The organism is Acidisphaera sp. L21, from assembly GCF_009765685.1.
GTDB lineage: Bacteria > Pseudomonadota > Alphaproteobacteria > Acetobacterales > Acetobacteraceae > LMUY01.
Window position 1 is genome coordinate 58778 of sequence record NZ_LMUY01000020.1, and the last position, 25353, is coordinate 84130.

The following is a 25353-nucleotide window of genomic DNA, read 5'->3' on the forward strand; positions in this document are numbered from 1 at the left end:
TTTGGAGGAGATCGGCCACGCCTCCGTCACCCAGGACGGCAACCGCAAGCTCTACACCATCACCGAGGCCGGCCGCGCCCATTTCGACGCCAATCGCGAGCAGGGCATGATGATCCTGGAAACCCTCGCCCGTATCGGCGCCCGCATGGGCCAGGTGCGGGAGGCATTTGCCGGCGTTGACAGCGCCGACCCCAAGGCCGCCGACGAGCTGCACCAGGCCCGCCACGCCCTGAAGCACGCGCTGATGCGCAAGCAGGATTGCACCCCCGACGAAGCACGCCGCATCGCCGCGATCCTGGACCAGGCGACGGCCGAAATTCTGAAGCGGAAGGACAACGCATGAACATGCACACCCCGCTCCGCGTGCCCCTGCGCGTCCGCCACACTCTACGCCGCCGCCTGGTGCAGGTCGTGCGTGTGGAACAGCTCTCCCCCCGCATGCGCCGAATCACCTTTGGCGGGGCGGAGTTGGACGGCTTCACCACCCTCGCCCCCGACGACCACGTCAAGCTGTTCTTCCCCGCCCCTGGCCAGGACAAGCCCGACCTGCCGGTTTTCGGTCCCGACGGCCCCGTCTATGCCGAAGGCGCCACCCGCCCCGCGGTCCGCGACTACACCCCCCGCCGCTTCGACCCCGAAACACGGGAACTCGCGATCGAATTCGTCCTGCACGGCGACGGCCCGGCGGCCAGTTGGGCGGCCCAGGCTGCCCCCGGCCAATGGATCGGCATCGGCGGCCCCAAGGGATCGATCCTCTCGCCCGAAGGCTTCGGCACCTATCTGCTCGCCGGTGACGAAACCGCCCTCCCCGCCATCGCCCGCGCCCTGGAGGAAATGCCAGCCGGCCAGCGCGTCCACGCCCTCATCGAGGTCGCCGACCGCGAGGAGGAACGTCACCTCCCCACCGCCGCCAACGCCCGCATCACCTGGCTGCACCGCGGCGAAACCCCCGCCGAAGCCTCACCACTGCTGGAACAGGCCTTGCGCGCACTGGCCCTGCCGCCGGACGACACCTACGCCTGGCTCGCCGGCGAAATCGGCGTAATGCGCCAGCTTCGCACCTACCTGGTGGAGCAGGCCGGGCTCGCCCGCAGCCAGGTGCGCGCCGCCGGGTATTGGCGGGCAGGCGAAGCGGACTCCGGCGGCCGGCTGGACGGCTGACCGGCCCATTGTCGCCAAGGCCGATTTGGCGGATGCAGGACGATCAGTGTCGCCCGAGAGAACCCCGCATGTCGCGCCCCGCCCGCTCGCGCCACTCATGACCGGCAGCCTTCCCAGCCCCGGCCTCCTCGCCCTCGGCCTGGCCTTCGTCTTCATCGCCGCCCTCATTCGCGGCTTCACCGGCTTCGGCTTCAGCATCGCCGCCGTCCCCCTGCTGAGCCTCATCGTGCCACCCGCCCAAGCCGTGCCCATCGTGCTGGTCCTGCAATTGCTGGTCAGCGTGAACGGGTTCGTCCCGGCGGTCCGCATCTGCGACTGGCGCTCGGTCGGCTGGCTGGCCCTGGGCGCCGCGGTGGCAACGCCGCTGGGCGTGTGGAGCCTAGCCCATTTGCCCGCCTCCCCCGTCCGGTTGTGCATCGCCGCCATCGTGCTGCTGGCAGTCCTGGTGCTGGCCCGCGGCACCCGGGTCGGCCTGGTGGCGGGCCGCGGCATCCTCCCGTTCGGCATTGTGTCCGGCCTGTTCAACGGCCTGGCCGGAATGCCGGGTCCGCCGGTCATCGCATTCTACCTCGCCTCGCCAATCACCACCGGCGTGGCCCGAGCATCCATGATCGTGTTCTTCCTGGCGACCTCGATCTTCGCGCTCATCCCGCTCGCCACCCTGGGCATGCTCGGCTGGCCGATCGCGATCATGGCCCTGGCCGGTTTCCCCGCCGTCTGGGCTGGGTCATGGCTCGGCGCCCGGATGTACCGGGGCAGTTCGGACCAGCGCTACCGCATGGTGGCACTCGCCCTCCTCATCGTCACCGCCATCCTGGCCGCCGCCCGGGCCGTGCTGGACCTTATCGCTGCATCTGCATGATCTGATCCATCGGCAGCATGTTCTGGTTCAGATGCGACACGATCCACAGCGACCCGGCGATCACCAGGAACACGATCAACACGCCGAACGCCAGCGCCATCACGTTGTTGACATTGTCCGGCCCAGTCGTGATGTGCAGGAAAAACACCAAATGAACGCCCATCTGCGCCACGGCCAGCACCGCCAGCGCGATCGGAATGCTGGGCGCCCAAACCCAGCCCGTGCCGGCCACGACGAACGACACGACGGTCAGCAGCGTCGCAAGGCCCAACCCGATCAGATAGCCGCGAACCCCCTTGGCAATCTCCCGGTCATCGATCGGCTCGTCACCCGGCGCGATATCGGCTTGACGCGCATGCTCACTCATCGACCGGCTCCCATCAGATACACGACCGAGAACAACGCCACCCACACGATATCCAACGCATGCCAGAACAGGCTGAAGCATAGGACCCGCCTCAGAATGTCCGGCCGGAAGCCCTTGGCCCAAACCTGCGCCATCATCGTCAGCAGCCACAGCAGCCCGGCGGTCACGTGCAGCCCATGGCAGCCAACCAGCGTGAAGAATGCGGACAGGAATGCACTCCGGCTCGGCCCGGCGTCCCGCGCCACCAGCGACGTGAACTCCCGCAGCTCCAGCCCCAGGAACGTGGCGCCCAACACGAAGGTCACCGCCATCCCGCCATAGAACCAGGATTTCCGCCGCGCCCAAACGCCGATCGTGGCAATGCCGGAGGTGAAGCTGGACAACAGCAGGCACGCCGTCTCCCATGCCACGCCATGCAGGTCGAACAGATCGCGCCCGCTCGGCCCCTTCGCCGTGGCGTCCGTCAGCACCGCGTAGCTGGCGAAGAACGCCGCAAACATGATGATATCGCTCAGCAGGAAGATCCAGAACCCATACCCGGCGATAACCCGCTTGGACCCTGCCGCACGCGCCGCATGGCTCGGCGGCCCACTTCCCCCGGCGTGCCCAATATGGTTCGGATCCATCCCGGCGGTCGAGTGATGCCCGCTCATGACGAGGCCAACGCGGCATCTGAATGGGCCCGTATCGCCCTGCGATGAGCGCGATCGATCTTCGCCACCTCATCCGCGTCGATTTTGTATTCGGTCTCGTTCCGCCAGGCGAACACCACGAAGGTGGCATAGGCGCCGATCCCGCCCACGATGACCAGCCACCAGATATGCCAGATCAGCGCGAAGCCCATGAAGGTGGCGAAGAACGCACAGATCACGCCGGTCGGCGTATTGGCCGGCATCTCGATATCCTCGTACTCCGGCTCCTCGTTCGAATGCGCCTGATCACGCGCGTGCTGCTTGATGCCCCAATACGCGTCCTCGCCCTCTACATTCGGCAGAATGGCGAAGTTGAACGCCGGCGGTGGCGACGACGTCGCCCATTCCAGCGAACGGCCGTTCCACGGATCGCCCGTCTCGTCCCGCAACGACTCACGATGCCGGATGCTGACCACGAGCTGAGCGACTTGCAGCATGATGCCGCATAGGATCAGCGCCGCCCCGGCTGCCGCAGCGATCAGCCACGGATGCCATTCCGGCACGTCGTAATGCTGCATCCGCCGGGTCATCCCCATCAGCCCCAACACATAGAGCGGCATGAAGGCCAGATAGAACCCGACGATCCAGAACCAGAACGCTGCCCGGCCCAGCCGGTCATGCAGGCGAAAGCCGAACGCCTTCGGGAACCAGTACGTATATCCCGCGAACGACCCGAACAGCACGCCGCCGATGATGACGTTGTGGAAATGCGCCACCAGGAACAGGCTGTTATGCAGCACGAAATCCGCCGGAGGCACCGCCAGTAGCACGCCCGTCATCCCGCCGATCACGAAGGTGACGATGAACCCCAGCGACCACAACATCGGCACCGAATACACGATCCGGCCGCCGAACATCGTGAACAACCAATTGAACACCTTCACCCCTGTCGGCACGGCGATGATCATCGTCGTCACCGCGAAGATCCCGTTCACATCCGCCCCGGCGCCCATGGTGAAGAAGTGGTGCAGCCACACCATGAATGCCAGAATGCAGATCACCATCGTCGCCGCCACCATCGAACGATATCCGAACAGCGGCTTGCCGGAGAAGGTCGGGATGATTTCGGAGAAAATGCCGAATGCCGGCAAAATAAGGATGTAGACCTCCGGATGGCCCCAGGCCCAGATCAGGTTCATGAACATCATCACGTTCCCACCGGCCTCGTTGGTGAAGAAGTGGAACCCCAGATACCGGTCCAGCAACAGCATCGCCAGCGTCGCCGTCAAAATCGGGAACGCCGCCACGATCAGCAGATTGGACGCCAGCGTTGTCCAGCAGAACATCGGCATGCGCATATACGTCATGCCCGGCGCATGGATCTTCAGCACCGTCGTCACCAGGTTAACGCCCGACAGCAACGTGCCGACACCGGAGATCTGCAACGCCCACAGATAATAGTCGACGCCAACGCCGGGCGAATACGCGATCTCCGACAGTGGCGGATACGGCAACCACCCCGTGCGCGCGAATTCCCCCACCACCAGCGAAATATTCACCAGCAACGCCCCAGTCGCCGTCAGCCAGAAACTCACGGAGTTCAGTGTCGGAAACGCCACATCCCGCGCGCCAAGCTGCAGCGGCACGACGAAATTCATCAGCCCGATCACGAACGGCATGGCGACAAAGAAGATCATCAGCGTGCCATGCGCGGAGAAGATCTGGTCGTAATGCTCCGGCGGCAAATAACCCGGCGATTGAAACGCCAGCGCCTGCTGCGACCGCATCAGGATCGCATCGGAGAACCCGCGCAACAGCATCACCATCGCCAGCAAAGTGTACATCACGCCGATCCGCTTGTGATCGACGCTGGTGATCCACTCCCGCCACAGATACGGCAGCCATCCCTTTAGCACCACGAGGGCCATGACCCCGAAAATCCCCAGCGCCACCACGCCCGAGGCGATCATTGGGATCGGCTGGTCCAGTGGAACGGCAGCCCAGCTTAGTTTTCCGAACATGCTATTGCTCCGCCCTTGGTCCGGGCCCCGGTGGCAGTTCCTGCGACACGATCTTGTGGAACAGCGCCGGATCGATATCCCGATACAGCGAAGGCTTTACGTTGGTGCTTTGTTTCGCAAGGTCGGCATATCCTGCCGCGTCCAGCACCGGCCCAGTCCTGCGCGTGGCGTCGACCCAGCTTTGGAACTCCGCCGCCGGCACCGCGCGCATTTCAAAATGCATGTCGGAAAAACCGTCACCGCTGTAATGCGACGACATTCCAGCGAAATGACCCGGTGCATCCGCCTGCAGGTTCAACTGCGTCGTCATGCCGTTCATGGTGTAGATCATGCTGCCCAGTTGCGGCACGAAGAACGCGTTCATCACGCTGCCCGACGTCAATGCGAAATGCACCGGCGCCCCGGCCGGCACCACCAATTGATTGACGCTGGCGATATGCTGGTCCGGGTAGATGAACAGCCATTTCCAATCCAACGACACCGCCTGGATCTCGAGGGCAGGCTTGTCCGAGGCCAATTTCTGCGCCGGGTCCAACTCATGCGACGCGACCCAGGCGACACCGCCCAGCAACATGATCGTCAACAGCGGGATCGCCCAAACGATCAGCTCCAACTGCCCGGAATACGCCCATGTCGGCAGGTAGCGCGCCCGCGTGTTCGACGTTCGGAACCACCAGGCGACGCCCATCGTGGCAAGCAACGTCGGAACGACGATCGCCAGCATGATGGCCAGCGAGTCGATCAGGATCGTCCGTTCCGCGGTGCCAATTGGTCCCTTCGGGTCCAGCACGCCTCCGCAGGCCGTCAGCAGTATGGGACTCGCGCCAACCAGCGCGCGCCAAGCCCATCTACGACATCGCGTCGAAACGCCCATCCCTCGCCCCTATCTGGAAATCCACTGGAAGCGACCGATCCGACGTGGCTTCTTGCGTCCCCGAACGTGACGGGATGGGGGCAGTTTCAGCCGGGTTGCATGATGATTGGAATAACCCGCTACGTGGCTCGGTGCCTCATGCGAACGACACCGGCGGCGGCATGGCGGCGGGATCTAGGATGGCACCCTGCCCCCGCAAAATCGCCCGCACCGCCGCCGCGCGAGCCTCGCCCCCCCAGCCTTCGCCCGCCCGGGCATGGCAGGCCGCCGCCACCCCCGCCGCCTGCCCGGTGGCAAACGCCGTGCCCATCACCCGCAGCGACGCCCCCGCCTCCCGGTCCGCATCCGCCGTGCGCCCGGCCGCGAACAGATTGGGCGTATCCACCGACATCAGGCACGACAGCGGAATATCATAGGCGCCCTTACCCGGCGGATACGCGAACGAACTCTCGAAGCTCGTCCGGTCATGCCACTCCACCCCCCACGCGCCCAGCCCGATGCAATCCTCCGCCCGCTTTCCCGCCATCACATCCGCCCAGCGCAACTGCCCCTTGCTGTCGATGTGCCGGCTCTCCCGCGTGCCGAATTGCGGACCGGTGGAGGCGAGATACGCGCGCTCCCACCCCTTCAGCCCGCGCAGAATGTCCAGATAGATCCAGGCCTGCCGCCGGCCCTCCCGCTCCGCCCGCGCCATGCTGGCCGCGTCGCGCGGGTCGTAATCGGCCGAGGCCAGGTAGGCGACCACATCCCCCGACATCGGCAGCCGCGTGATGACGCTGCGGGTTTTCGTCACCGCCGCCCCCGCCAGCTTCGCCGCCTCGATCGCCTGGCTGACGGCAGCCGCCGACACATCCGCATCCGGCGCCACCCCGCCGAACCGCGTGCCCAGCGTGCCCAAATTCACCGCCCCACCATTGCCATACCGTGTCGCGGCCCCAGCATGCCAGGCCAGGTCACAATCGCCACTGGCATCGACGAACGCCGCCGCTGCCACCACGTGATCGCCGCCATGGTCGGTAAACCGGACCCGCCGCAGCACGCCACCCTCCCGCTCCGCGCCCGACACGAAGGCGTGCAACAGCACCTCGACCCCCGCTTCCGCGCACACTTCGTCATAGGCCCGCTTGGCCCCCTCCGGGTCGAACACCAGAAACACGCCGCGATGCCGCTGCGGCGGCGTCACCGCTCCCATCCCGCGCAATTTCGCCAGCACCAGGTCGGCAACCCCGCCCACCGCCTGCTGCGGCGCCTCACCCAGCGTATAGAGGCCGCAATAGGTCAGCACGTTGCGCATCGTGCCGGCGCCACCCAGGCAGCCCGCGGCCTCGATCAGCCCAACCCGCGCGCCGGCCTGCGCCGCCCCAACCGCGGCCCCAATCCCAGCCGCCCCGCCGCCAACCACCAGCACATCGAACGTCGGCACGGCTTAGGATTGGCCTTTGGCAATGACCTTGCTGACCACCGGCCAATATTGCGCGCCATACCCGGCGCCGATGGCCTCCTGCAGCAGCCCATCCGCCAGTTCCGCGCCCCGCAGCGTCAACCCGGCGTCGCGCGCCAACTCCAGCGCATACAGCAAATCCTTCCGCGCGTAGTCGGTCGAAAACGCCCGTTCCGGAAACGCGCCTGGGATGATCGCCTTCAGCCCGTGATTGCGCAGTGCGAAGCTGTCGGCAGACCCTTTGGACAGCGTTTCCAGCAGCACCCTGCCATCCATCCCCGCCCGCTCCGCCACCGCGACCGCCTCGGACAGCGCGATGACGGTCTGGATCAGCACCATGTTGTTCATGATCTTCGCGATCTGCCCGCTCCCCACCGCCCCGCAATGCGTGATGTCGGACGCCATGCAGGCCAGCAATGGCCGGATCGCCTCGAACAACGCCGGGTCGGCCCCGACCATGATGCTGAGCGTCCCCGCCTCCGCCGCCTGCCGGGTGCGGGCGATCGGCGAATCAGCATACGCCACGCCCTTCGCCGCAAACGCCACCGCCAGTTCCCGCGACAACGCCACCGGCGAGGTGCCCAGGTCCACCAGCGTTTGCCCGGCCCGCGCATGGGCCAGCAGATCCGCACACACCGCCTGCACATGCTTGCCACTCGGCAGCGCCATGAAGATCACGTCGCACGCCGCCGCCAAAGCCGCCAAACTCTCCGCCGCCGTCACGCCATGCGCCGCCAACCGTTGCAACGGCGCAGATGATTGGTCGAACGCAAACACCGGCTCGGCCTGCTTGGTCGCCAGGTTACGGCACATCGGCTCGCCCATGACGCCCAGGCCGATGAAGCCGATGCTCACGCCTCTTCCTCCTCCGCCTCGCCGATCAAGAAGTCGAAGTCACATCCCTGGTCGGCTTGCGTGACAGTGTCGTGGAATAGCTTGGCATAGCCCCGCTTCGGCGCCTTGCGCGCCTCGATCGGCGTCCGCAACGCCAACTCCGCCGCATCGACCAACAAATCGATCCGCCGTCCCTCCACATCCAGCTTGATCATATCCCCCGTCCGCACCAGCCCCAGCGGCCCACCGACGGCGGATTCCGGCGTGATGTGCAGCACGATCGTGCCGAACGCCGTGCCCGACATCCGAGCATCCGAAATGCGCACCATGTCCTTCACCCCGGCCTGTGCCAGCTTGCGCGGGATCGGCAGATACCCCGCCTCCGGCATGCCCGGCGCCCCCTTCGGCCCGGCGTTCAGCAGCACCAGAACATCCTCCGCCGCCACGTCCAGCTCCGGGTCGTCGATGCGGTTGGTCATGTCCTCCACACTGTCGAACACCACGGCCCGCCCGGTGTGCTGCAACAACCCCGCCGTCGCCGCCGCGTGCTTGATCACCGCCCCGCCCGGCGCCAAATTGCCATGCAGCACCGCCATCCCGCCGGTCGATTTCAACGGCGCGTTGCGCGACCGGATCACCGTCTGCCCCGGCACATCCTCCGCCGCATCCGCATAGTCGCGCAGCGTGCCGCCAATCACGGTTGGCGCATCCAAATCCAGGAACGGCGCCAATTCCTGCAGCAGCCGCGGCACGCCGCCGGCATGGTGCAGATGCTCCATGTAGTGATCGCCGGACGGCTTCAGATCCACCAGCACCGGCACCTCGCGCCCGATCTGGTCGAACGCGGCCAGATCCAGCTTGATCCCGACCCGCCCGGCAATCGCCGCCAGATGCACCAGCCCATTGGTCGACCCGCCAATCGCCTGCAACACCACCATGGCATTGCGCAACGACGCCGCCGTTATCAGCGAGCGTGGCGCCGGGCCATGCCGTGTCGCCATCGCCACCGCCGCCTTGCCGGATGCCTCGCCGCACCGCAGCCGCTCCGCATGCGGCGCGGGGATCGCCGCACTCATCGGCAGCGACAACCCCATCGCCTCGATCATGCACGCCATGGTGGAGGCAGTACCCATCACCATGCAGGTCCCCACCGAAGGCGCCAGCCGGCCGCTGATGATCTCGATCTCCGCCTCATCGATCTTGCCTGCGCGGTGCTGGCCCCACATGCGCCGGCAATCCGTACACGCGCCCAGCACCTCGCCCCGGTGATGCCCCACCACCATCGGTCCCACCGGCAGCACGATCGCCGGGATTCCCGCCGACGCCGCGCCCATGATCTGCGCCGGCAGCGTCTTGTCGCAGCCGCCCAACAGCACCACCGCATCCATCGGCTGCGCGCGAACCATCTCCTCGGTGTCCATCGCCATCAAATTGCGCAGGTACATGCTGGTCGGGTGCGCGAAGGATTCATGGATGGAAATGGTCGGGAAGTTCATCGGCAAGCCGCCCGCCAGCATCACCCCGCGCCGCACCGCCTCGATCAATTGCGGCGCGTTACCATGGCACGGATTGAAGTCGCTCGCGGTGTCGGTAATCCCGATGATCGGCCGGTCCAGCGCATCATCCGAATACCCGGCGGCCTTGATGAACGCCTTGCGCAGGAACAGCGAAAACCCTGCATCGCCGTAGCTGGTGAGACCTTTGCGTAGACCGCTGGCCATGCCGTTTTCCCCTCGAACACCCCATCCATAGGACCGGCGCCCCCAGGCCTTGTCAACAAAACGGCCCATACTGCAAGGCAACGGCTGTGCTGCATCGCAGCACCTGTGCCTATACTCACCCCGCAGCAGGAAGGACCGGACCAGACATGATCAAGATCGGCGTGTTCATCCCCATCGGCAGCCGCGGCTGGCTGATCTCCACCACCTCTCCCAAGACCATGCCCAGCTTCGACCTCAACCGCACCGTCGTGCAGCGGGCGGAGCATTATGGGATGGATTTCGCCCTCGCCATGATCAAGCTGCGCGGCTTTGGCGGCCCCAGTGAGTATTGGGACCATAACCTCGAAGCCTTCACCCTCATGGCCGGCATCGCCGCCGTCACCCACCGCATCCAACTCTTCGCCAGCGTCGCCGTGCTCACCATGCCGCCCGCGCTCACCGCCCGCATGGCCAGCACCATCGACTCCATCGCGCCGGGCCGCATCGGCGTGAACATCGTCACCGGCTGGCAGCCCAAGGAATACCAGCAAATGGGCCTTTGGCCTGGCGAGCAACACTTCGCCCGCCGCTACGACTACGTGTCCGAATACGTCACAATCATGCGCGACCTGATGGACACGGGGCGCTCCGACTTCAAAGGCGAATTCTTCCAGATGGACGACTGCCGCCTCAGCCCGCAACCTTCCCAGCGGGTCGAAATCGTCGGCGCCAACTCCAGCGACCGCGGCATGCGCTTCGTGGCCGAGCATTGCGACTACAACTTCGTCGGCTCCGGCGGCCTAAACGAGCCGGAGCGCGTCACCGAACCCGTCGGTCGCCTGATGACCGCCGTCGCCAAGACCGGCCGCGACGTCGGGGCCTTTGCCCTGATGATGGTGATCGCGGACGTAACCGACGAAGCCGCCTTCGCCAAATGGGATCGTTACAAGGACGGCACCGACCTGGAAGCGCTCGCCTGGCAATACACCCAGGCAACCGCAGACGTGAACGCCCCCGCCAACTCCACCGTCGCGCGCATGACGGCGAACCAGAAAACCCCGCAACCAACCGGGATGCTGAAGCTCATCGGCTCCTACGCCAGCGTGGCCGCCATGCTGGACCAGGTCGCCGAAATCCCCGGCCTCAAGGGCATCATGCTCACGTTCGACGACTTCATCATCGGGATGGAACAGTTCGGCCAATACATCCAGCCACTGATGAAAAGCCGCACCAAACTCTCCGCCGTCGCCTGAGCCAAAAGCCTCCGCTCCAGCGAAATGACTGGGGCGGACGAGGCTAACGCAAGGTAACCGACCGTACCCTTATCATCGGTCCTGCCTAGCCAATTTTCTCCAGCAACTCGGCCAACGCCGCCAACACGTCCGGCCGTGCCCGGACGCCAAATCCCGGCACCGTGATGCTAAGCGCGCCCCCCGAACTGCGCAGCGCCTTTGCGACCACCGCGCCCGCCGCATCCCTCACCTCGACCTCCTTGGCGCGCCGCTTGGCCGGCTTGCCCGCCGCCGCCCCAACCAACCGTCGCACCACCGCCGCCGGCGCACCCCCCCGCCCGTCTCGGGCCAGCAACTCCGCCTCGGCCAAAACCCGCTCCCGCGTTTTCGGCGCCCGCAGCAACGGCGCCAGCGCGGCCGCGTGGCTAATCCCGATCTGGTGCGGCGACCCGAAACTGCGGATCACCTGATCCGGCAACCGCGCCAACTCCAAATACCGGCTCAGCCAGCTTTTGCTGACGTCCAACCGCTCCACCATCTTCTGCTGGCTGCCGCCGTAATACCGCTCGATCGCCCGGGCGTAGTCGGTGGCACGCTCGTAATCCGACAGATCCTTGCGGCTGCGGTTCTCCAGATCGGCAAGGCGAAACGCCTCCTCGTCGGTCAATTCCCGCGGCTCGATCAGGAACTTGAAATCCGGGTAGGTATTCGCGCGCAGCCAGGACACAGTCCAATGCCGCCGCGCGCCGCAAATCACCTCGAACTCGTGCGCCGGATCACCACTTACCCGGCGAACGATCGCCGGCACTTCCTGGCGTCCCTGCGCGCGAAAACTCTCGATCAGATCGGCGCAAACCGTCTCGCTCAGCGCGGCATAATCCCGGTTATGCCCGTCCCAAATCCGGCACCGCGCCGGGTCGATCGACTCGTGCACCCGGGCCACCGCGGCGCCCGAGGCAATCTCCGCCAACCGGTTCTCCCGCGCACCCAAGATGCCGGTGCGCGGCGGCAACCGCGCCGCCGGCCGAGCCATCCCGCCCGACACCAGGTCCGCAAACCCCTTATTACCCGATGCCATGCCAGTTTCCCCCGCAATTACAGCGACTTGAAGCAAAGTTGCAGACCTGCAACCCGCCTAGATCACCCCATCCGACCGCAATCGCTCCGCGTGGCTCGGCCAGGTCAGCCGGATCAGCGTTTCCACCTCGGCATTGGCCGCATTCAGGTAGGTGAGCCCGCGCTGGTAGGTCTCGCGCGATGTCACCGGCCCTTCCAACTCATACACCGTCATCAACCTGGCCGATGCATTGTCGATCTCCGCACTATCCTTCAGCACCGTGCGCAGCAGCGTGTCGCCGAACAGGTTGCGCATCACGCCCAGCAACTCCCGTTGCATGGATTTCTGCTCGTCTGCCCGCGTCGCCAGCATCCGCATCCAGGTGAGGTTGATCGGCATCCCCTGCTCCTCCAGCACGCCCATCGTCTCGTACAGCATGGCGAGAAATGTCGTGGTCGAGGTGAAATCCACCACCGTCGGCGGGATCGGCACCAACAGCGCATTCGCCGCCCGCATCACCGACAACGAGATCGTCCCCAGCGCCGGCGGCGGGTCCAGGATGATGACGTCGAAATGCTCCTCGATCGAGGCAATGCCCTCCGACAACCGGTTCAGCAGCTTGCGATCCGCGCGCGCGATCCGCGCCGCCAGCTCATACTCCGCCGAGTAGAGCTTCAAATTGGCCGGCACCAAGTACAGCCCATCCCAGTGCGTTGCCCGCACCGCATACGCCAGGCTCGACATCTCCGCATTCCGGATGAACGGATACAGCGTGTCATCCTCGGTGATATCCAGATCCGGCACATACCCGAACATCGTCGTCGACGACCCCTGGCTGTCGCAGTCGATCAGGCAAACCCGATACCCCTTGATCGCCAGGTATTGCGCCAGATGCGTCGATACGGTCGACTTTCCCACGCCGCCCTTGAAGTTCTGCACCGCGATGATCGACACCGGATCACCCGGCGCCCGCCACGGCCGCGTGCCGAACACCGCCCGCATCTGGTTGATCTCCGCCAGCGTGTAGCCCACCCGGCGGCCCGACGCCGTCCGTTCCACCGTCGGCAGCCGCCCGTCCTTCTCCGCCTCGCGAATGGCGGCGCCGCTTCGCCCCACCAGTTCCGCCGTGCGCGTGATCGAAAACCGCGGCGCCTGGCGCTCCGTCGTTCCCGCCGCATCACCCCGTGCCCGCAGCGAGGCAAGGATATCCAGCGAACGGCTATACAGGTCGGCAATCGTTTCGGTGGTCGGGTCCAAAGGACATGCTCCGAAGCCAGGAAATCAGGGGAAGGGGGCAACCCTCAGGCGCGACGAACGACGATCTCCGGCACCTGGTCCAGCCCGGCGGCCACCCGGCCCGCCTCCAACGCCACCGGGTAACGCCCACGGATCCAGTCCGCTTTGAACGCCGTCGGCACCACCAACTGCCAGCCTGGCTCCACCGCCTCCAACTTGGCATCACGGAACCAGGCGCGGAAATCCACGGGCCCGAGCGCGACCGACAACGCGGCAAAGAACCGTGTACCCGCGTCTGGCTCGACAAATACAGCAGGCGGGGAGGGCGGCACCATCGCCAGATGCGCACCCGGCACCAGCTTGCGCTGCAACGGGGCAGGGGAGGCGTGCAGACGGATGATCGTCGTGTCGAAATCCGCCCGCGCCTCCGGATACACCGCCGACACATGCCGCTCCCAGGCATCCCGCACCGTCTGGCGAAACTTGCGGATATGCGTGCCCTCATTGCCGAAATGCACTGCCAATTGCTGCCAATTCAGCGTCGCCGGCCGACCCGGCGTAATCCGCGGCAGCCGATACGCCAGCCAAGTATACAGGTCCAACGCCGTCGCCGAATCCCGCAACTGGCGGATCGCATGCTCGTTCAGCGGCACGGCATGCTTGCGCAAATGCTCGAAGAACCCCTCCGTCAGAAAAATCTCCCGCCGGAACGCCCCACCCTTGCCATCCGTGCCGGTATACTCGTTCGCCAACTTGATCTCGCGCACCGCGAACTCGGTATTGCCCTGCGCGTCCTCTTTGTCCCACCGGATCATCCATTCGCAGGCGAGCAGCCGGTCCAGTTGCTGGCGAATCAGCGTGGCCGACCCCCGCGGCCCATAGCTGATCGTCTTGAACCCCATCCGTCGCATCCAGTCGGTGAACGAATGTCCCAGCATCACATGGCGCGACTTGCTGCGAACTGCCTCGGTCATGATGTGGATCAGGACCAGCCGGGGCAGGGACCCATACGGCACCCCCAGCACCTGCAATGCCTGCTGCCCATCGACCATCTGCACTGTCGCCTTGGGCGTGATCACCAGCGTGTACTGGCCGTCCTGGCGAATGATCGGCTGCTGGTCATCCACCGGCCGCCGCACTGGCAGCGACATGGCGCACAACGCGGAATGGAGGAAACTCGGCGCCGGCTCCTCATGCGCCACCGCCCGCACACGCTCGAACAAATCCGGCTGCCCGGCGCCCACCGCCAAATCGATGGCCGCCTGGTGCCCCTGCGTCACCAGGGCAGCGTGAACCTGTTGGCCGATCGGGGGTCTTGGCACGTGCTGTCGATCCATTCCGACTCGCATCATGCGAGCCTTTTCCCTGCGCTATCACAAGAAGAGGCGATCCCCAATGACTTTCACAATATCCCGTTTCAAGCTGCCGAATGTGCAAGTTGACCGATGATATGCCGTCACCGCTGAAAGCGATCGACCAAGGCTCCCCCTCAGGACTCTCTAACGGAAGAGAGCCTTAGGTATAGTACCTCTCTCATCGGTTTAACGCCGGAGTCGCATACCGGAATCATCGGTGCGACTCCGGCTCCCCGTACTACCGGCATCGCCCGGCCGTACCCTTCGCATCGGGCACGGCCAAGCGTACCGTTATCATCGGTCCCCAAGGCTAGGTCTGCACCAACGGGCACTTGCCCTCATTCAGCGGTCGAAAGGCTTCATCCGTCGGGGTCGTCTGGATGATCTTCAGCAGATCCCACTCTCCACGGCTTTCCGCCGGCGTCTTCACCTGCATCAGGAACGCCGGGTGAATATGCCGACCATCCACCCGCACCGTGCCCGGCCCGTAGGCATCGTCGTCCGTCGGCATCGCCTTCATCGCCTGCACCGCCTCCACACCGGACGTTTTGGCCTTAGTGACCCCAATCTGGTTGACCACCTTCAGGTAATGCAGCGTCGCCGCGTAATCGCCGGCATGGATCTGGTTCGGGTAGTTGTTCGGCGACCGTTTCTTCACCCGCTCGGTGAACGCGCGCGTCCGGTCATCCCGGTCCCAATAGAAACACTCGGTATAGGTCAGCCCCTGCGCCGTGGTCAGCCCTAGTGAGTGGATGTCGGTCAGGAACACCGCCGTCCCCGCCAGCCGCACCGCGGGGGGCAGCAGCCCGAACTCATGCGCTTGCTTCACGCAATTAATGAAGTCGGCCCCGGCATTCAGGAAGCCCACGATGTTGGCCCCGCTCGCCTGCGCCTGCACCATGTAGGACGAGAAATCTGCCGTCCCGGGAAACGGATAGAACACCGTGCCCAACACGTCCCCGCCCGCGGACTTCACCCACCGCGTCAGGTCCGACTGCATGGCGTGGCCGAACGCATAATCCGCGGCCACCAGGAACCACTTGCCGCCGCCGGATTTCACCGTGGCGACGCCGGTGGAATGGGCGATCTCCCAGGTGTCGTAGGTCCAATGCACCAAATTCGGGCTGCAATTCGGCCCGGTCAAATCCACCGTTGCCGCGCCAGTGTTCAAATGCACCTTGTTGCGCTCCCTTGCGAGACCACCGATCGCCAGGGCAATGGCGCTGTTGTTGCAGTTGGTGATGACGTCCACCCCCTCCTGATCGAACCACCGCCGCCCGATGGTCAGCGCCACATCCGGCTTGTTCAGATGGTCGCCCTGCACCACCTCCACGTTCAGCCCCGGCGCGGCCGCCATCGCCTCCTGCACCGCCTGCTGGGTGCAGGCCACGCTCGTCGGCCCGGCGCTGTCGCGATACGGGCCGGACAAATCGGTCAGCACCCCGATCTTGATGGTGGGTTTGGCTCCCTGCGCCCGCGCCCCCACCAATGGCACCGCACTCGCGGCCAAAGCGGTCTGCAGCAGCCGTCGACGCATCGTCAGCATGGCATGTCCCCCCCAACACCGGCCTTATGCTGGCCGTGTGTCAGATGGACGCTACGAGGTCGCAGCGGACCCGGCAACGACGATCGGTCAGCGCCACCGCCCATGCGACAGCAGCCACCAGCCCAGCAGGCAGGCTAGCGGGATCACCAACACCCGCTCCCGCAGCGACCCTGTGGGGCAGATTGGCAGCCCCCAATGCCACCGCGCCGGCCATGCCAGCCGCAGCCCCGCCGGCGTCAGCATATCCGCCGCCAGATGCGACAAATACCCCACCGCCAACGCGCTGGCCGCCGGCTGCCGAACCCCCGCATGCGCCAGCGCCCACACCAGCCCCACCACTGCCAGGGCGGAGTGGGTGACGCCCCGATGGCCCAAAACCGCCGCGACCCCGGTCGAAATCGGCCGCACCCGCCGCCCCACCCAGGATTGCGGGTGGTCCACATCCGGCAGCAACGCCCCCGCCATCGCCAGCCCCAACAGCAGCGGATCGGCCGCCGGCAAATGCAGCAGCGGCGCCGCGGCAATCCACGCCACCACGCCGATCGCCACATGTGAATGCGCCATCACCGGCCCAGCCCACCCGGGTTGGACCAAACTTTGCTAGAACAGGGAATGCGCACGACCCGATCGGAGTCCCAAGCCATGATGAGCCTGTTTACCATACCAAACCTGGGTGGCGCACATTTGGGCGGCTGGCGGCATCCCGCAGCCTACGCCAACACGGTCATGAACCTGGACCAGGCGATCGAAGTCGCCAAGCTGGCCGAGCGCGGTAAGTTCGACGGCGTGTTCCTCGCCGACGGCAACGGCGTGCGCGACATGGACAAACCGGCCCTGTTCGCCGCCAACCATCCCTCCGCCCGCCCCGGCGTGTTCGACCCGGTCGTGCTGATGACCGCCCTGGCCACTCACACCACTCGCCTGGGCCTGGTCTCCACCGCCACCACCACCTTCGACGAGCCGTTCCACATCGCCCGCCGCTTCGCCTCCCTCGACCACATCAGCCACGGCCGCGCCGGGTGGAACCTCGTCACCGCCTCCAACCCAGGCGATGCGCTCAACTTCAACCATTCCGAATTCGTCAGCCGCGAAGACCGCTACGGCCGGGCGGAGGAGTTCATCGAGGTCGTGCGCGGCCTATGGGATAGCTGGGCCGAGGACGCATTCGTCCAGGACCAAGGCGCCGGCCAGTATCTGGACCCGGCCCGCGTCCGCAAACTCAACCACCAGGGCAAATATTTCAGGGTCGCCGGCCCGCTCAACGTGCCCCGCACGCCGCAAGGCCACCCCGTTGTGTTCATGGCCGGGCAGTCCGCCCGCGGCAAGGATTTGGCCGCCCGCCAGGCCGACGCGATGTTCGGTGCCGGCGATTCGAAGGAATCGTGCCAGGCCGACTACGCCGACATCAAGTCCCGCATGGTCCGCCTCGGCCGCAACCCCGACACCCTCCGCTTCATCCCCGGCGTCAGCATCTTCGTCGCCGAAACCAGCGGCGAGGCCGACGATCTCTACGGCGAACTGAACGAACTGATCTCACCCGCCCTCGGCGTCGCCTATCTGTCCAAGATCGTCACCCGCGACCTCACCGAATTCCCGGTTGACGGCCCGTTGCCCGAGGTACCCGACACCGTCATCGGCGGCAGCAGCGTGCGCAGCTTCGTGTTGAAAATGGCCCGGCGCGAGAACCTGACCATCCGGCAAACCTACCAGCGCGTCGTCCCCGGTTTCGGCAGCCCGGTCATCAAGGGCAACCCGGCGCAAGTCGCCGACGCGTTGGAGGACTGGTACGCCGGAAAGGCCTGCGACGGGTTCATGATCTCGAACCCCATCATGCCGGTCGCCCTGCGCAATGTGGTCGATCTGGTGGTGCCGGAACTGCAGCGCCGCGGCCTGTTCCGCAAGGAATATGACGGCCCGACCTTGCGCGACCATATGGGCTTGCCCAAGCCGGACAACGCCTATTTCAGCAACACCGGGCTAGCGGCGGAATAGCATCCTGCCCCGGTCCCGCGGCCCTAGCGTCGCCGGGCGGGGGCTGGCTGCATGGCAGCGTACATCCGCGGCGGAACCGGTTCGTTCGCCAGCGAATTATTGCTCACCGGATTCTGCTCGGCACCAGTGTCGATGGCGGCGGCGTCGATCCGAACGGTCTGCAGCGTCGTGCGCACCGGGAATGGATCGCCCGAACCCTCGCTCTCCGCCATGGCGGTGCTGGCAAAGCCGAACGCAAGAATGGCCAAGGCTGCCAGGATCATCGTGTTCATTAGGAATGTCCTCATTATCGAGGGCCCGTTTCTTGGGCGGACCGCGCGGCCGCCACGTGGCCTGCCGATGAACATTCGTTTATGCCTCGCCGCCCCAGCAGCCTACGTTCGCTGTCGGCTGATGACATATACGCAAAACGTTGAACTGGAGCGGGGAAGGGACGACAACACGCACCGGGCGACGTAGGGGTCTGGGATGCAAGCATACGAACTCATCATTCACGGCGGCCGCGTGATGGACCCGGAAACCGGCTTCGATGTCATTGCCGACGTGGCAATCACCGCCGGCCGGATCGCCGCCATCGGCACCAACCTCGGCACCGCCGCCCACACCATCGATGCCACGGGCCTCGTGGTGGCGCCCGGTTTCATCGACCTGCACGCCCACGGCCAATCCATCCCGGCGGACCGCATGCAGGCCTTCGACGGCGTCACGACCGCCCTGGAATTGGAACTCGGCGTCTTCCCCGTCGCGCGCTGGTATGACGAACAGGCCCATGCCGGCCGCCTGCTCAACTACGGCGCCTCCACCGGCTGGGTCTTCGCCCGCATCGCCGCCATGACCGCCCAGCAGGTCGACCCGACGATCGAGGGCATGGGCCAAGCCACACGCGACCCGCGTTGGGTAAACGAAGTCGCGAACTCCAGCGAAATGGCCGACATCCTGGACCGTGTCCGCACCGGATTAGGGCAGGGCGGCCTCGGCATCGGCTTCCCCAACGCCTACGCCCCCGGCACCGGGGTGAAGGAAATGTCCGAACTCTGCAGTCTGGCTGCCGACGCCAACGCCCCAACCTTCACCCACGTCGCCTACATGTCCAATGTCGATCCCCGTAGCTCGGTCGAGGCCTACACCCGTCTCATCGGCTACGCCGGCTCCACCGGCGCCCATATGCACATCTGCCACTTCAACAGCACCAGCCTCACGGATGTGGAGCGCGCCGCCCAGCTCGTCCAAACCGCGCAGCGCCAGGGCCTGAAGGTCACGGTGGAGGCCTACCCCTACGGCACCGGCTCCACCGTCGTCGGCGCCAACTTCTTCTCCGACCCGGATTTCCCCATCCGCTTCGGCACCGGCTATCAGGCGATCGAGATGGTCAACACCGGCCACCGCTTCGCCGACCGCGCGGACGTCCTCGCCGCCCAGGCCGAAGACCCCGGCGCCCTGGTCCTCATCCACTTCCTGGACGTCGAAGTGAACGCCCGCCACCGCGACCTGCTGGACGTCTCCGTCCTGTTCCCCGGCGGCGCCATCGCGTCCGACGCCGTGCCCTGGACCCGCGACGGCGTCACCTATAACGGCGATGCCTGGCCGCTTCCGGACGACGCCGTGTCCCACCCAAGATCCTCCGGCACCTTCACCCGCTTCCTCAGCCGCTGGGTGCGCGAACGCCAGGCCGTGTCGCTGATGGAGGGTCTGCGCAAATGCACCCTCATCCCCGCGCAGATCCTGCAGGACAGCACGCCCGGCATCCGCAAGAAGGGCCGGGTGCAAGTCGGTTGCGACGCCGACCTGGTGGTGTTCGACTACGAAGCGCTGGCCGACCGCGCCGACTTCAAGGCGATGAACCGCGTGGCCGACGGCATGCGCCACGTCCTGGTCAACGGCCAACCCATCATCACCGCCGGCGTGCTGGACCTGGCCGCCCGCCCCGGCCGCCCCGTGCGCCGTCCGGTAACGCCGGCCTAGGCCAGTGCCCGCCCCGATCCTGCCCGTTCCCATTCTACTGGTCACCGGATTCCTCGGCGCCGGCAAGACCACGCTCATCAACCATTTGCTGACCCATGCCGCCGGCCGCCGCCTGGCCGCCGTGGTGAACGATTTCGGCGCCATCGACATCGATGCCGAATTGCTGGGCGGCGTCGCCGACGACATCGTCAGCCTGAAGAACGGCTGCATCTGCTGCAGCCTGCAGGGCGACCTGCTGCAAACCCTCAGCAAGATCCTCCGCCGCACACCCGCCCCGGACGCGATCGTCATCGAGACCAGCGGCATATCCGACCCGGCGGAAATCGTCCGCGCCCTCCTCGACCCGGTGATCTGGCGCGAGGCCGCCTTGGACACCGTGCTGTGCCTCGCCGACGCAAAACACCTGACCGACGACCCGGCGCTGTTGGACGACCCGATCTGCCGGGCCCAAATCAAGGCCGCCGATTTTGTGGCGCTGAACAAGACCGACCTGGCGGACCCCGCGGCCATGCGCGAACGTCTGCGATCGCTGAAGCCCGACAACGCCATCTTCGACATCCAGCACGGCCAATTCCCCCTGGATCTGCTGTTCGACAACGCCCTGCACCAGCCTTGGCCGGCGCCACGGGCCGCCCCCCGCTTCTCCACGCCGGGCTTCGAGTCCACGACCTGGACATCGCCCGTCGCCCTCGACCTCGGGCGGTTTCAGACGGTCATCGGCCACATGGCCGGCCGGCTGATCCGGGCCAAGGGCTTCGTCCAATTCGCCAGCCACCCCGGCCAACCGATGCTGTTCCAATATGTCGGCGAACGCGCCACCATCGGCCCCGCGCCACCCCAAACCGCCACCGGCGAGATGGTGCGCCTGGTCCTGATCGCCCGCCTCGGCCGCCTGGATGCGGAGCGCTTCGCAAGCCGGCTGGTCGCCTGTAGAGTTCATCCAGAGCAACCCCGTACCCACGAAGTGGCACGATGATGCATCATCCAACCCGCCGAACCCTTTTGGGGGGCGCGTTCGGCGCCGCCATCGCGGGGCTGCCCGGCCACGGCCATGCCGCCGACGCTGCCGGCACGCCGGGCAACACGCTGAAGATCGGCATGGCCGCGCCCTTCACCACACTGGACCCGCATCTGCAGAGCAACGCGCCGAACAACGCCATGGCCAACCACATCTTCGATGCGCTCATCACCAACGACGAAACATCCCGCTCCACGCCCGGCCTGGCGCAGTCCTGGCGCCTGATCGACGACACGCATTGGGAGCTGACACTGCGTCCCAACGTGACATTCACCGACGGCACGCCCTTCACAGCGCAGGACGCCATCGTCTCGCTGAACCGGGCGACGACGCTGCCCAGCATGGCGTCGTTCCGCACCTACACCCGCAGCATCAAGGCCATGACCGCCCCCGATCCGCACACGCTGGTGATCGAGACGACGCGCCCCGACCCGCTGCTGCTGAACTCGCTCAGCCGCATCCACATCATCGCCGCCAAGTTCAAGGACGCCCCGACCGAGGATTTCAACAGCGGCCGCGCCGCCATCGGCACCGGCCCGTTCGTGTTCCAAACCTACGTCCCCGGCTCCCACCTTATCCTGACGCGCAACGACGCCTGGTGGGGCGCCAAGCAGCCCTGGGCCACCGTGCACCTGCAGATCGCGACCGACCGCGGCGCACGCCTCGCCTCCCTCCTGTCGGGCGACCGCGACATTATCGAGGCAGTGCCGACCGAGGCGGAGGCGCGGGTGCGGACCGACCCGAAGCTGAACTTGATCAGCGGCGTATCCAGCCGCCTGGTCTATCTCGCCATGGACCAGCACAACGACATCGCCCAATACGTGACCGGCCGCGACGGCAAACCGCTGGACCGCAATCCGCTGAAGGACCTGCGCGTGCGCCAGGCGCTGGACATGGCAATCAACCGCCAGGCCATCGTCGACCGCGTGATGCAGGGCAACGCCGTCGCCGCCTCCCAATTCCTGCCGCCAGGTGGCCGCGGCAATGCGCCGGACGTGCAGCCCACACGCTACGATCCGGAAAAGGCCAAGGCGCTGCTGGCCCAGGCCGGCTACCCCAATGGCTTCGGCATTACCCTGCACGGCCCGAACGACCGCTACATCAACGACGGCAAGATCGTGCAGGCCGTGGCGCAGATGTTCTCCCGCATCGGCATCGAAACCCGGGCCGAGGTGATGCCCTGGTCGGTCTACGCCTCCAAAAGCGGCACCAACAATTTCAGCGTCATGCTGTCGAGCTGGGGCGTGAACACCGGCGAGACCTCCAATCCGCTATCCTCCCTGGTCGCGACGCAGGACCGGTCTGCCGGCTTCGGCGAGGCCAACGAAGGCCGCTATACCAACCCGGCCTTGGACACCAAGCTGAAGCAGGCACTGGGGATCATGGACGACGACAAGCGTAACCAGATGCTGGGCCAGGCGTGCAGCCTGGCCTTCCACGACACCGCCATCCTGCCGCTGCATCACGAGAAGTCGGTCCTGGCGGCGCGCAAAGGGCTGACCTACGCGACCCGGGCCGACCAATATACCCTGGCCATGGGCGTCGGCCGCGCCTGACCCAATCCGAACACCTAGAACGAGGCACCCCACCATGAACCAGATTGCGCCCGCCGACCGCGCCAAAGCGATCTACGACCTCGGCGCCACCGCGATGTTCGCCAGCAAGGCCGACCCACGGTTCCACTACTGCCTGTACGTGCCCCCTGCCGTGGGCAAGGGCACCAAGGTCGACCTGCTGGTCGCCGTGCACGGCACCAGCCGCACCTCGTTCCTGGAGTTCCGCGACGGCTTCGCCGCCTTCGGCCGCTGGAACGATGTCGCCATCCTGTGCCCGATCTTCCCGATGGGCGTGCGCGGCGACGGTGCCCGCAGCGGCTACAAATACATGATCGAGGGCGACATCCGTTACGACCAGGTGATGCTGGATATGGTCGCCGAAGTCGCGGAGAAATACGGCCAGGATTGGTCGACATTTGCCATGTTCGGCTTCTCCGGCGGCGGCCACTTCACCCACCGCTTCGCCATCCTGCACCCGGAAAAACTATGGGCCGCCTGCATCGGCGCCTCCGGCTCCGTCACCCTGCTGGACCAAACCCGCAACTATTGGGTCGGCATCCGTGACCTCGAGGCGACTTTCGGCATCAAGTTCGACCAAACCGCCCTGGCCCGGGTCCCCGTGCAGATGGTGGTGGGCGAGGCCGACCTCGAAACCTGGGAGATCACCCACAAACCCGGCGGCACCTACTGGATGGAGGGCGCCAACGACGCCGGCACCACAAGGCCAGAGCGCCTGCGCACCCTGGCCAAATCGTTCGAGCAGGCGGGCGTGAAAGTCCGCTTCGACCTGGTGCCCGGCATGGCGCATGACCGCATGAAGGCGCTCCCCTACGTCGAATCCTTCCTGGCCGAAGTCCTCGCCGCCAAGCGGAAGGGATAACGCCATGCCCGGCATGATCGTCGCCCCGCAGCCAGAAGCCGCAGAAGCCGGCGCGGAGGTACTCGCGCGCGGCGGCAACGCCATCGATGCCGCCATCGCCGCCGCCTTCGTGCAGGGCGTGGCCGACCCGCAAATGTGCGGCATCGGCGGCTTCGGCTCCATGCACGTCTACATGCCGCAACGCGGTGTGCACGAGGTACTGGAGTTCTATGCCAAAGCCCCGCTCGCCGCCCGCCCCGACATGTGGACCGACCTGCTGCTCGGCCAATCCCGCGACGGCTTCGCCTTCCTGCTGCAGGGCGGCATCAGTGAGGCCGGTTACCTCGCCGCCTGCACACCCGGCAGCGTCAAGGGCTATGCCGAGGCCCTGCGCCGCTACGGCACATTCGACTGGGCCGACGCCATGGCCCCCGCCATCACGCTCGCCAACCGCGGCGTCATGGTTCGCCCGCACATGCACTGGATGTGGACGCAGGACCAAAGCGGCAGCGGCCAGGTGAACACGCAGGACAAGCTGCGCATGAGCCGCACCGGGCGCGACATCTACTTCCGCCCCGACGGTCAGGTAAAACGGCCCGGCGACCTCCTGCACAACCCCGACATGGCCACCACGCTGCAGCGCCTGGCCCAGGGCGGCCCCGAGCTGTTCTACCACGGCGAGTTGGCGGAGGAATTCGGCGCCGACTTCCAAAAGAACGGCGGCTTGCTCACCGCGGCGGATTTCGCAGCCTACGAACTCTCCGTCGTGCAACCGGTCTGGGGCACCTACCGCGGCCACCGCGTCGCCACCACGCCGCCCCCCGCCAGCGGCATGCTGATGCTGCAATTGCTGCAGATCCTGGACCATTTCGACCTTCGCGCCATGGGCCACGGCAGCACCGAGCACATCCGGACCCTCGCCGAGGCGATGAAGCGGATGACCATCGACAAGGATCGCTTTATGGGCGATCCGGCCTATGTCGATGTGCCCGTCGCCAAGCTCACCTCTCGCGACTACGCCGGCGAATTGGCCGCTTCGATCCGCCGCGGCGAACGCGCCACCGTCAAGCGCCTCGACCGCTCCCAACGCGAAACCACCCACATCTCCGTCACCGACAAGCACGGCAATGCGGTGGCACTCACCCACACCCTGGGCAGCCCCTCCGGCGCCATCACCGACGGCATGGGCTTCATGTGGAACGGCACGATGAGCCGGTTCGACCCACGCCCCGGCCGCGCCGGCTCCATCGCGCCGGGCAAGCGTCGCGCGAGTTCGGCCGCCCCCACCATCGTGTTCCGCGACGACAAGCCCTTCATCGTCCTTGGCGCACCCGGCGGCAGCTACATCGCCCCCGCCGTGGCGCAGGGCATCATGAACGTCATCGATTTCGACATGGGCATGCTGGAGGCCGTGGCCGCCCCCCGCATCGTCGCCGTATCCGACTCGATCGACGTGTCGAACCGCGTGCTGCGCCGGGTCACCGACGAACTGGCTGCCGACGGCTACGACATCAAACGCTCCTGGCAAAGCTACGCCTTCGCCGCCCTGCACGGCATCCGCGTCGAGAACGGCGTCCCCCAAGGCGGCGCCGACCCACAGCGCGACGGCATGGCGCTCCTGGTCGATTAGCCCCATCCTATTGAAGCG

Annotated in this window: 22 protein-coding genes and 1 pseudogene; 10 read left to right on the plus strand and 13 right to left on the minus strand. The window is 66.2% G+C overall.

Annotated features, from left to right (window positions below; translation table 11 throughout):
• From GSQ76_RS31660 to GSQ76_RS05660, 3 genes and pseudogenes are all read left to right on the plus strand, one after another.
• Positions 1-343, plus strand: a pseudogene (locus tag GSQ76_RS31660) (PadR family transcriptional regulator); the annotation flags it as partial.
• Positions 340-1161 (plus strand): siderophore-interacting protein, encoded by an 822-nt coding sequence (locus GSQ76_RS05655; protein WP_254070257.1) that lies wholly within the window; start codon positions 340-342, stop codon positions 1159-1161. The pseudogene GSQ76_RS31660 and the gene GSQ76_RS05655, both read left to right, overlap by 4 nt.
• A 97-nt stretch (positions 1162-1258) precedes the next feature.
• The gene (locus tag GSQ76_RS05660) at positions 1259-2023 is read left to right on the plus strand and encodes a sulfite exporter TauE/SafE family protein (RefSeq protein WP_158742934.1); all 765 of its coding nucleotides are present in this window, start codon (positions 1259-1261) and stop codon (positions 2021-2023) included.
• Here the strand turns inward: GSQ76_RS05660 and cyoD are convergent.
• The 7 genes from cyoD to GSQ76_RS05695 all read right to left on the minus strand — a co-directional run bounded on the left by cyoD (position 2004) and on the right by GSQ76_RS05695 (position 9913).
• Positions 2004-2390, minus strand: coding sequence for a cytochrome o ubiquinol oxidase subunit IV (cyoD, locus tag GSQ76_RS05665; protein WP_158742935.1), 387 nt, complete (start codon positions 2388-2390; stop codon positions 2004-2006). The two genes, GSQ76_RS05660 and cyoD, sit on opposite strands and share 20 nt — an antisense overlap.
• Positions 2387-3043, minus strand: a complete 657-nt coding sequence (cyoC, locus tag GSQ76_RS05670) for a cytochrome o ubiquinol oxidase subunit III (protein ID WP_216850915.1) — start codon at positions 3041-3043, stop codon at positions 2387-2389. Before cyoC ends, cyoD begins: the two co-directional genes overlap by 4 nt.
• On the minus strand, positions 3040-5043 hold the full coding sequence (cyoB, locus tag GSQ76_RS05675) for a cytochrome o ubiquinol oxidase subunit I (RefSeq protein ID WP_158742936.1): 2004 nt from the start codon (positions 5041-5043) through the stop codon (positions 3040-3042). Before cyoB ends, cyoC begins: the two co-directional genes overlap by 4 nt.
• A 1-nt stretch (position 5044) precedes the next feature.
• Positions 5045-5917: a ubiquinol oxidase subunit II gene (cyoA, locus tag GSQ76_RS05680; protein ID WP_158742937.1), complete on the minus strand. Its 873-nt coding sequence runs from the start codon at positions 5915-5917 to the stop codon at positions 5045-5047.
• A gap of 136 nt (positions 5918-6053) precedes the next feature.
• Positions 6054-7340, minus strand: a complete 1287-nt coding sequence (locus tag GSQ76_RS05685; RefSeq protein ID WP_158742938.1) for an FAD-dependent oxidoreductase — start codon at positions 7338-7340, stop codon at positions 6054-6056.
• A gap of 3 nt (positions 7341-7343) precedes the next feature.
• A complete protein-coding gene (locus GSQ76_RS05690) occupies positions 7344-8213 on the minus strand; it encodes an NAD(P)-dependent oxidoreductase (RefSeq protein ID WP_158742939.1) in 870 nt (289 codons plus the stop codon).
• Positions 8210-9913 carry an IlvD/Edd family dehydratase gene (locus GSQ76_RS05695; RefSeq protein ID WP_158742940.1) on the minus strand — a complete coding sequence of 568 codons (1704 nt, stop codon included), beginning with the start codon at positions 9911-9913 and terminating at the stop codon, positions 8210-8212. Before GSQ76_RS05695 ends, GSQ76_RS05690 begins: the two co-directional genes overlap by 4 nt.
• Positions 9914-10059: 146 nt before the next feature.
• Between GSQ76_RS05695 and rutA the strand changes: the two genes are divergently transcribed.
• Positions 10060-11145, plus strand: coding sequence for a pyrimidine utilization protein A (rutA, locus tag GSQ76_RS05700; RefSeq protein WP_158742941.1), 1086 nt, complete (start codon positions 10060-10062; stop codon positions 11143-11145).
• Between the two features lie 85 nt (positions 11146-11230).
• Here rutA and GSQ76_RS31670 read toward each other — a convergent pair whose 3' ends face one another.
• From GSQ76_RS31670 to GSQ76_RS05725, 5 genes are all read right to left on the minus strand, one after another.
• On the minus strand, positions 11231-12202 hold the full coding sequence (locus GSQ76_RS31670; RefSeq protein WP_158742942.1) for a ParB/RepB/Spo0J family partition protein: 972 nt from the start codon (positions 12200-12202) through the stop codon (positions 11231-11233).
• 57 nt (positions 12203-12259) lie between these two features.
• Entirely contained in the window at positions 12260-13438 is a 1179-nt protein-coding gene (locus GSQ76_RS05710) for an AAA family ATPase (RefSeq protein ID WP_158742943.1), read from the minus strand.
• Positions 13439-13482: 44 nt separating this feature from the next.
• The gene (locus tag GSQ76_RS05715) at positions 13483-14739 is read right to left on the minus strand and encodes a replication protein RepA (RefSeq protein WP_158742944.1); all 1257 of its coding nucleotides are present in this window, start codon (positions 14737-14739) and stop codon (positions 13483-13485) included.
• Between the two features lie 343 nt (positions 14740-15082).
• Positions 15083-16318 carry an ABC transporter substrate-binding protein gene (locus GSQ76_RS05720; protein ID WP_158742945.1) on the minus strand — a complete coding sequence of 412 codons (1236 nt, stop codon included), beginning with the start codon at positions 16316-16318 and terminating at the stop codon, positions 15083-15085.
• Positions 16319-16405: 87 nt separating this feature from the next.
• Positions 16406-16882: a metal-dependent hydrolase gene (locus tag GSQ76_RS05725; RefSeq protein ID WP_254070258.1), complete on the minus strand. Its 477-nt coding sequence runs from the start codon at positions 16880-16882 to the stop codon at positions 16406-16408.
• 78 nt (positions 16883-16960) lie between these two features.
• Here GSQ76_RS05725 and GSQ76_RS05730 point away from each other — a divergent pair, with 78 nt between their 5' ends.
• On the plus strand, positions 16961-18310 hold the full coding sequence (locus GSQ76_RS05730; RefSeq protein WP_158742947.1) for an LLM class flavin-dependent oxidoreductase: 1350 nt from the start codon (positions 16961-16963) through the stop codon (positions 18308-18310).
• Between the two features lie 23 nt (positions 18311-18333).
• Here GSQ76_RS05730 and GSQ76_RS05735 read toward each other — a convergent pair whose 3' ends face one another.
• Positions 18334-18582 (minus strand): hypothetical protein, encoded by a 249-nt coding sequence (locus tag GSQ76_RS05735; RefSeq protein WP_158742948.1) that lies wholly within the window; start codon positions 18580-18582, stop codon positions 18334-18336.
• Between the two features lie 196 nt (positions 18583-18778).
• On the opposite strand from GSQ76_RS05735, the gene GSQ76_RS05740 reads away from it, so the two are divergent.
• Genes GSQ76_RS05740 through ggt form a run of 5 tightly spaced genes read left to right on the plus strand, consistent with a single transcriptional unit; the run spans position 18779 to position 25335 of the window.
• A complete protein-coding gene (locus GSQ76_RS05740) occupies positions 18779-20272 on the plus strand; it encodes an amidohydrolase family protein (RefSeq protein ID WP_158742949.1) in 1494 nt (497 codons plus the stop codon).
• 4 nt (positions 20273-20276) lie between these two features.
• Positions 20277-21248, plus strand: coding sequence for a GTP-binding protein (locus tag GSQ76_RS05745; RefSeq protein WP_254070259.1), 972 nt, complete (start codon positions 20277-20279; stop codon positions 21246-21248).
• Entirely contained in the window at positions 21245-22846 is a 1602-nt protein-coding gene (locus tag GSQ76_RS05750) for an ABC transporter substrate-binding protein (protein ID WP_158742950.1), read from the plus strand. The genes GSQ76_RS05745 and GSQ76_RS05750 overlap by 4 nt, the downstream gene beginning before the upstream one ends.
• Positions 22847-22880: 34 nt before the next feature.
• The gene (locus GSQ76_RS05755) at positions 22881-23726 is read left to right on the plus strand and encodes an alpha/beta hydrolase (protein ID WP_158742951.1); all 846 of its coding nucleotides are present in this window, start codon (positions 22881-22883) and stop codon (positions 23724-23726) included.
• Between the two features lie 4 nt (positions 23727-23730).
• Positions 23731-25335 carry a gamma-glutamyltransferase gene (gene ggt / locus GSQ76_RS05760; protein WP_158742952.1) on the plus strand — a complete coding sequence of 535 codons (1605 nt, stop codon included), beginning with the start codon at positions 23731-23733 and terminating at the stop codon, positions 25333-25335.
• The last annotated feature ends 18 nt before the right edge of the window (positions 25336-25353 follow it).

What these genes read in the sequence shown, in the direction of transcription:
- GSQ76_RS05655 (WP_254070257.1), top strand. Translation starts at nt 340, where the DNA reads ATGAACATGCACACCCCGCTCCGCGTGCCCCTGCGCGTCCGCCACACT.
- GSQ76_RS05660 (WP_158742934.1), top strand. Translation starts at nt 1,259, where the DNA reads ATGACCGGCAGCCTTCCCAGCCCCGGCCTCCTCGCCCTCGGCCTGGCC.
- cyoD (WP_158742935.1), bottom strand. Translation starts at nt 2,390, where the DNA reads ATGAGTGAGCATGCGCGTCAAGCCGATATCGCGCCGGGTGACGAGCCG.
- cyoC (WP_216850915.1), bottom strand. Translation starts at nt 3,043, where the DNA reads ATGAGCGGGCATCACTCGACCGCCGGGATGGATCCGAACCATATTGGG.
- cyoB (WP_158742936.1), bottom strand. Translation starts at nt 5,043, where the DNA reads ATGTTCGGAAAACTAAGCTGGGCTGCCGTTCCACTGGACCAGCCGATC.
- cyoA (WP_158742937.1), bottom strand. Translation starts at nt 5,917, where the DNA reads ATGGGCGTTTCGACGCGATGTCGTAGATGGGCTTGGCGCGCGCTGGTT.
- GSQ76_RS05695 (WP_158742940.1), bottom strand. Translation starts at nt 9,913, where the DNA reads ATGGCCAGCGGTCTACGCAAAGGTCTCACCAGCTACGGCGATGCAGGG.
- rutA (WP_158742941.1), top strand. Translation starts at nt 10,060, where the DNA reads ATGATCAAGATCGGCGTGTTCATCCCCATCGGCAGCCGCGGCTGGCTG.
- GSQ76_RS31670 (WP_158742942.1), bottom strand. Translation starts at nt 12,202, where the DNA reads ATGGCATCGGGTAATAAGGGGTTTGCGGACCTGGTGTCGGGCGGGATG.
- GSQ76_RS05720 (WP_158742945.1), bottom strand. Translation starts at nt 16,318, where the DNA reads ATGCTGACGATGCGTCGACGGCTGCTGCAGACCGCTTTGGCCGCGAGT.
- GSQ76_RS05725 (WP_254070258.1), bottom strand. Translation starts at nt 16,882, where the DNA reads ATGGCGCATTCACATGTGGCGATCGGCGTGGTGGCGTGGATTGCCGCG.
- GSQ76_RS05730 (WP_158742947.1), top strand. Translation starts at nt 16,961, where the DNA reads ATGATGAGCCTGTTTACCATACCAAACCTGGGTGGCGCACATTTGGGC.
- GSQ76_RS05735 (WP_158742948.1), bottom strand. Translation starts at nt 18,582, where the DNA reads ATGAACACGATGATCCTGGCAGCCTTGGCCATTCTTGCGTTCGGCTTT.
- GSQ76_RS05740 (WP_158742949.1), top strand. Translation starts at nt 18,779, where the DNA reads ATGCAAGCATACGAACTCATCATTCACGGCGGCCGCGTGATGGACCCG.
- GSQ76_RS05750 (WP_158742950.1), top strand. Translation starts at nt 21,245, where the DNA reads ATGATGCATCATCCAACCCGCCGAACCCTTTTGGGGGGCGCGTTCGGC.
- GSQ76_RS05755 (WP_158742951.1), top strand. Translation starts at nt 22,881, where the DNA reads ATGAACCAGATTGCGCCCGCCGACCGCGCCAAAGCGATCTACGACCTC.
- ggt (WP_158742952.1), top strand. Translation starts at nt 23,731, where the DNA reads ATGCCCGGCATGATCGTCGCCCCGCAGCCAGAAGCCGCAGAAGCCGGC.